General features: G+C 66.2%; 4 protein-coding genes. 2 read left to right on the top strand and 2 right to left on the bottom strand.

Annotation, left to right across the window (positions count from 1 at the left end):
* Positions 1-4: 4 nt before the first annotated feature.
* Entirely contained in the window at positions 5-2,056 is a 2,052-nt protein-coding gene (gene fusA, locus Q0P59_RS13245; RefSeq protein ID WP_295006984.1) for an elongation factor G, read from the top strand.
* A gap of 91 nt (positions 2,057-2,147) precedes the next feature.
* On the opposite strand, the gene Q0P59_RS13250 is transcribed toward fusA, so the two are convergent.
* Together Q0P59_RS13250 and Q0P59_RS13255 are read right to left on the bottom strand one after the other, a co-directional pair.
* Positions 2,148-2,867: a response regulator transcription factor gene (locus tag Q0P59_RS13250; RefSeq protein ID WP_295006986.1), complete on the bottom strand. Its 720-nt coding sequence runs from the start codon at positions 2,865-2,867 to the stop codon at positions 2,148-2,150.
* Positions 2,864-4,885 carry a PAS-domain containing protein gene (locus Q0P59_RS13255; RefSeq protein ID WP_295006988.1) on the bottom strand — a complete coding sequence of 674 codons (2,022 nt, stop codon included), beginning with the start codon at positions 4,883-4,885 and terminating at the stop codon, positions 2,864-2,866. Before Q0P59_RS13255 ends, Q0P59_RS13250 begins: the two co-directional genes overlap by 4 nt.
* Before the next feature lie 203 nt (positions 4,886-5,088).
* On the opposite strand from Q0P59_RS13255, the gene Q0P59_RS13260 reads away from it, so the two are divergent.
* The gene (locus tag Q0P59_RS13260; RefSeq protein ID WP_295006991.1) at positions 5,089-6,726 is read left to right on the top strand and encodes an acyl-CoA synthetase; all 1,638 of its coding nucleotides are present in this window, start codon (positions 5,089-5,091) and stop codon (positions 6,724-6,726) included.
* The last annotated feature ends 124 nt before the right edge of the window (positions 6,727-6,850 follow it).

Consider the following 6,850-nt stretch of genomic DNA (forward strand, 5'->3'; position numbering starts at 1 on the left):
CAAGATGTCCAGATACGCTAGCGAGGCCCTTCGTTCTATTGCTTTGGTCGGTCACGGTGCGGCCGGCAAGACCTGCCTGGCCGAAGCCCTGCTGTTCGCAACCGGCGCCATTGCCGCCAGGGGGAGCATCGAAAAAGGCAATACCGTGGGTGATTCCGACCCGCAGGAAAAGGAAGCCGGTCACTCCCTGAACTCGGCCGTGGTCAATTTCGGCTATGAGGACACCCACGTCCACCTGATCGATACCCCGGGCTATCCCGACTTCGCCGGCCAGGCCATCGCCGCGCTGGCCGGGGTCGATACCGCCCTGGTCGTGGTCAATGCCCAGACCGGCGTCGAGCTGATGACCGAGCGCATGATGCGCCATGCCGCCGAGCGCAAGCTGTGCCGGATGATCGTCATCAACAAGATCGACGCCGACAACCTCGATCTGCCGGGCCTGGTCGCCGATATCCGCGAGCGTTTCGGCAAGCAGTGCATGGTGCTCGACCTGCCGGCGCACGGCGGTGCCGATGTCGTCGAGGTGCTCGAGCACGATGCCGGCGATGCCGATTTCGAATCGGTCGCCGCGGCGCATCGCGCGCTGATCGACCAGATCGTCGAGGAGGACGAGGACCTGCTCGCCCAGTACCTGGAGGACGGCGCCGACCCGAGCGCCGCCGCGCTGCATGCGCCGTTCGAGAAGGCGCTGCGCGAAGGCCACCTGATTCCCATCCTGTTCACCTCGGCGAAGACCGGGGCCGGCATCAAGGAATTGCTGCACGTGCTGGCTGCGCTGGCGCCGAACCCCGCCGAAGGCAACCCGCCGCCGTTCTATCGGGGCGAGCCGGGCGGCCCGACGGAAGCCTTCCAGGCCGTGCCCGATGCCGGCAGGCATGTCCTGGCCCACGTCTTCAAGGTGGTCGCCGACCCGTACATGGGCAAGATCGGCATCTTCCGCGTGCATCAGGGCACGGTGAAGAAGGACATGCAGCTGTTCGTCGGCGACGGCAAGCGCCCGATCAAGGTCGCCCACCTCTACCAGTTGCAGGGCAAGGACACGCTGGAAGTCGACGAACTGCTGCCGGGCGACATCGGCGCCATCGCCAAGGTCGACGAGATCGAATTCGACAGCGTGCTGCACGATTCGCACGACGAGGACCACATCCACCTGGCGCCGCTCGAGTTTCCCAGGCCGATGGCCGGCCTGGCCGTGGAAACCCGGAAGAAGGGCGACGAGCAGCGCCTGTTCGACATCCTCGGCAAGCTGGCCATGGAAGACCCGACTTTCATCGTCGAGCGCCATCCGACCAGCAACGAAACCGTCATCCGCGGCCTCGGCGAAATCCACCTCAAGGCCAAGCTGGCCAAGATGGCCAGCCAGTTCAAGCTGGAGGTCGACACGCAGCCGCCGCGCATTCCCTATCGCGAAACCATCACCGGCCAGGCCGAGGCCATGTACCGTCACAAGAAGCAGTCGGGCGGCGCCGGGCAGTTCGGCGAGGTGCATCTGCGCATCGAGCCCAGGGGGCGCGGCGAAGGCTTCGAGTTCGTCGACGCGGTCAAGGGCGGGGTCATCCCGGGCGTCTTCATGGCGGCGGTGGAGAAGGGCGTGCGCCAGGGGCTGGAGGGCGGCGTCGTGGCCGGCTACGAGGTTGAGGACGTCAGGGTCACCGTTCATGACGGCAAGACCCACGCCGTCGACGGCAAGGAAGTGGCTTTTACCATCGCCGCCCGCAAGGCGGTGATCGAGGCCGTCCGCAATGCCCGGCCTATCGTGCTCGAGCCCATCGTCGCCATCGAGATCATCGTTCCGGAAGGCGCCATCGGCGACCTGACCGGCGACCTGTCCAGCCGTCGCGGCCACATCACCGGCACCGACGGACGCGGTCACGGCATGGCGGCGATTGCCGGGGAAGTGCCGCTGGCCGAACTGAACGACTACCAGTCGCGCCTGAAGTCGCTGACCGGCGGGCAGGGCAGCTATACCATCGAATTCGCCCGCTACTCGGCGGTACCGCCGAACGTGCAGCAGCAGATGGCGAGCAAGTTCCAGCTGCACGACGAAGACGACTGATCGTCGGTTTCGCACGCAAGAAGGCCGGGTTTCCCGGCCTGTGCATGGCGACCGGCCGGCAGTTTTTCCGGGCCGCCCGTGCCGCTCGGCATCAGCCCTTGTCGCTGCTCCAGGAGACGGCGGCGAGGAAGAGGTAGCCGGCGCCGTACACGGTCTTGATGAAGGCCGGGCTTTGCGGGTCGGGTTCGAGCTTGCGGCGCAGGCGCGAGATGCGCACGTCGATGGCGCGGTCGGTCGGGGCGATGTCGCGGCTGCCCATCAGCTTTTCGCGCTGCAGGATGCGATTCGGGTTGTTGACGAAAACGCGCAGCAGTTCCGATTCGGCGGTACTCAGCGCGTGCTCCTCGCCATTGGGCGCGATCAGCTGGTTGTTGCCGAGATTGAAACGCCAGCCGCCGAATTCGGCGATCTGGCGGGCCGTCGTTTCGCTGCCCTCGCGGCGGCGGACGATGCTGCGCACGCGGGCGACCAGTTCGCGCGGCTCGAAGGGCTTGAGCACGTAGTCGTCGGCGCCGAGTTCGAGGCCCATGACCCGGTCGCTGACATGGGCGCGCCCGGTGAGGATGAGGATGCCGCAGGGGGATTGCGCCTTGACCCGTTGCATGGCCTCGATGCCGTCCATGTCGGGCAGGCCGAGGTCGATGATGCACAGGTCGGGGGCCAGCGTGCGCAGGCGGCGCAACAGGTCGCCGGCGCTGCGGCACCAGACGGTGCGGAAGCCGAAATCGCGCAGCACCTGTTCGATGATCCGGGCGACGTCCGGGTCGTCCTCGACGATGGCGATCAGTTTGGCGGAATCGGTCTCTTTCATGGCGTCTCACGTTGGGTGCGCAGCAGCGCGCGGGCCAGGTCCTGGCGTACGAAGGGCTTGGCCAGGACGGGCAGGTCGCTGGCGGGGGCGGTTCCGGGTTCGTCGGTGTAGCCGCTCATCAGCACGATGCGCATGTCCGGCCGCCGGTCGAGCACGGTTTCGGCCAGTTGCCGGCCGTTGATGCCGCCCGGCATGATGACGTCGCTGACGACGATGGCGATGTCGATGATCTGGTCGATCATGTCCAGCGCCTGCGCGCCATCCTCGGCCTCGATGACCGGGTAGCCGAGGTCGATCAGCTGCTGGCGGACGACGCGGCGGACGTTGGGTTCGTCCTCGACGAGCAATACCAGTTCTCCGCCGTGCGGCAGGGCGTTGTCGTCGCCGGCCGCATCGAAATCGCTTTCCGGCGCGGTCAGCGGCAGCGCCATCAGCACCGTGGTGCCCTGCCCGGGCTGGCTCTGGATCGAAACGCCGCCGCCGGACTGCCGGGCGAAGCCGTAGGCCATGGCCAGCCCCAGCCCGCTGCCCAGCCCCAGGCGCTTGGTGGTGAAGAAGGGTTCGCAGGCACGGGTCAGCGTTGCCGCATCCATGCCGGTGCCGTTGTCGGCGACTTCGATCAGCGCGTAATGGCCGGGCGGCAGGTCGAAGGCCGCCGCGTCGGTGGACAGTTCGACGGCGCGGGCGGCGATGTGCAGGCGGCCGCCGTCCGGCATGGCGTCGCGCGAATTGAGGGCGAAATTGAGCAGGGCGCTTTCCAGCTGCCCGGGGTCGGCCAGCGCATGCACCGTGGCGGCGCTCAGGTCGGTCGACACGGCGATCGATTCGGGCAGGGTGCGGCGCACCAGCTTGGCCAGGCCGCCGATCAGCTGGCCGATGTCGACCGCCTGCGGCTCCAGCGGCTGCTGCCGGGAGAAGGTGAGCAGGCGCTTGATCAGCTGCACGCCGCGGCGCGCCGATTGCAGTGCCGGGTCGACGAATTCGTTGACCGCGGCATCGTCTGGCCGGTGATCCTGCAGGGCGGCCAGGTTGCCGATGATGACGGTGAGCAGGTTGTTGAAGTCGTGGGCCAGGCCGCCGGTCAGCTGGCCGATGGCCTCCATTTTCTGGGCCTGGACGAGGGCCGCCTGCATGCGCTTCTGTTCGGTGATCTCGTGCGAGAACACGAAGAAGCCCAGGGTTTTGCCTTCGGCGCTGATTTCGGGAACCAGCGTGCTTTGCGCGAATACCGTCTGCTCCTGGCGCTGCATCTGGTATTCGTAGGTGACCTGCTGGCCGGACAGCGCCCGGCGCACCGCGTCGCGTACCTGCCCATAGACGGCCGGCCCGACCACGTCGAGCACGCTGCGGCCGGTGACGGCGCCTTCCGGGAGGCCGTACCAGTCGGAGTAGCCCTTGTTGGTGTACTGGTAGATCTCGTCCTTGTCGACGTAGCCGATGAGGATGGGGATGGTGTCGTTGATCAGGCGCAGGCGGGCTTCGCTGCGGCCGAGCGCGGCGGCGATGCGCTCGTTTTCCTCGTTGGCGCGGCGCAGGTTGGCGTTGGCGTTTTCCAGCTGCGCGGTGCGCCGGCGCACCCGCTCGTCGAGCTGGATGTTCTGGTGCTCGGTCAGGTGCTCGATATAGCGCTGCTCGGTGACGTCGCTGTACAGCGTGACGAAGCCCCGGTCCGGCAGCGGCTCGCCGCGCAGCAGCAGCACGCGGCCGTTCGGGCGCTGGCGTTCGGTGACGTGCTGGGAAAAATTGCGGGCGGCGGCGACCCGCTCGGCGATCTGGGTTTCCCGGTCGCCCGGCCCGTATTCGCCGCGTTCGGCGTTGTGGCGGATGAAGCTCTCGAACGGCGCGCCGACGAAGGCGAGCGCATCGGGAAATTCGAGCAGCTGCAGGAAGGTCCGGTTCCAGGCGACCAGCCGCAGATCGCCGTCGAACACGGTGATCCCCTGGTCGAGCAGGTCGAGCCCGGCCTGCAGCATGTCGTAGCGCAGGGGGGCGTTGGCGGGGGGGGCTTCAGGCAGCATCGGACGATTCTAGTGCACGCGAACGGCAGGATTTTGCGATGTAACGATTCGTTACATTCTGCCAATAGTTGCGCAAGAGTGTTCTGCGATTCTCCACGAACAATAAAAGAACGGTTACGGGCGCGCACCAGAAAAGCCTGAATCGGCAATAACTTGCAGCAACGAGAACAGCACACTCGGCAAGAAAACGTGAGGAGAAAACCGTGGTTAACCCGTACACCGTAGGGCTGGACCGGAATCCGGCCAACTATGTTCCGCTGTCGCCGCTGACCTTCATCGAACGGTCGGCTTTCATCTATCCCAAGCGCGTTTCCGTCATCCAGGGCGCCCGTCAGTACACCTGGAAGGAAAGCTACGACCGCGCCCGCCAGCTCGCTTCGGCGCTCAAGGGCCGCGGCATCGGCAAGGGCGACACCGTCGCCGTGATGCTGCCGAATACGGCGTCGATGTTCGAATGCCATTTCGGCGTGCCGATGATCGGCGCCGTGCTCAATACCCTGAACACCCGTCTCGACGCCGAAGCCATCGCCTTCATGCTGGCCCACGGCGAGGCCAAGGTACTGATCACCGACCTCGAGTTCTCCAAGGTCGTCAAGGCCGCCCTCGAACTGCTCGACGGGCCGAAGCCGCTGGTCATCGACAGCCTCGACCCCGATTTCACCGACGGCGAAAAGCTCGGCGAGAAGGACTACGAGGCCTTCCTCAACGAAGGCTCGCCGGATTTCGCCTGGCAGCTGCCGGACGACGAGTGGGACGCCATCGCGCTGAACTACACCTCGGGTACCACCGGCAACCCGAAGGGCGTCGTCTACCATCACCGCGGCGCCTACCTGAACTCGGCGTCCAACATCATTTCCTGGGGCATGCCGCCGCACGCGGTCTACCTGTGGACGCTGCCGATGTTCCACTGCAACGGCTGGTGCTTCCCGTGGACCCTGGCCGCCAATGCCGGCACCAGCGTCTGCCTGCGCAAGGTCGACCCGGCCCTGATCTTCGGCCTGATCAAGGAACACACGGTGACCCACATGTGCGGCGCGCCGATCGTGTACGGCATGATGATCAACGCCCCGGAAAGCCTGCGCGAGGGCATCGCGCACAGCGTCAACGGCCTCATCGCCGGTGCCGCGCCGCCGGCCGCCATCATCGAAGGCGCTCAGCGCATGGGCTTCAACATCACCCACGTCTATGGCCTGACCGAAACCTACGGCCCGGCCTCCGTGTGCGCCAAGCAGCCGGAATGGGACAAGCTGCCGATCGACCTGCAGGCCGCCCGCAACGGCCGCCAGGGCGTGCGCTACCACATGCAGGAAGCGATCACCGTGCTCGACCCGGTGAGCCTGGAGCCGGTGCCCTGGGATGGCGAGACGATGGGCGAGATCATGTTCCGCGGCAACCTGGTCATGAAGGGCTACCTGAAGAACCCGAAGGCCACCGAGGAATCCTTCGCCGGCGGCTGGTTCCATACCGGCGACCTGGCGGTGGTGCATAGCGACGGCTACGTCAAGATCAAGGACCGCTCCAAGGACGTGATCATCTCCGGCGGCGAGAACATCTCGTCGCTGGAAGTCGAGGACGTGCTCTACCGCCACCCGGCGGTCATCGCCGCCGCCGTCGTCGCCAAGCCCGACGAGAAGTGGGGCGAGGTGCCGGCCGCCTTCATCGAGCTGAAGGCCGATGCGAGCTGCAGCGAGTCCGAGATCATCGAGCACTGCCGCGGCCACCTGGCCCGTTTCAAGGTGCCCAAGCAGGTCGTGTTCGGCGAACTGCCGAAGACCTCGACCGGCAAGATCCAGAAGTACGTATTGCGTCAGCACGCCAATTCGGCGCTGGCCATCGAATGATCCTTGCGTTTTCCCTGCCGGTCTCCTGGCCGGCGGGGAGCCTTTTTTCCCTCGTCGGGAGGAGACAAGCATGAAGATTCTGGTCCCCGTAAAACGGGTTATCGACTACAACGTCAAGGTCCGC

This window comes from uncultured Dechloromonas sp. (assembly GCF_945957265.1).
In the GTDB taxonomy this organism is placed as follows: domain Bacteria; phylum Pseudomonadota; class Gammaproteobacteria; order Burkholderiales; family Rhodocyclaceae; genus Azonexus.

Excerpts from the sequence above, each read along its gene's own strand:
- fusA (WP_295006984.1), top strand. The coding sequence starts at position 5 with ATGTCCAGATACGCTAGCGAGGCCCTTCGTTCTATTGCTTTGGTCGGT.
- Q0P59_RS13250 (WP_295006986.1), bottom strand. The coding sequence starts at position 2,867 with ATGAAAGAGACCGATTCCGCCAAACTGATCGCCATCGTCGAGGACGAC.
- Q0P59_RS13255 (WP_295006988.1), bottom strand. The coding sequence starts at position 4,885 with ATGCTGCCTGAAGCCCCCCCCGCCAACGCCCCCCTGCGCTACGACATG.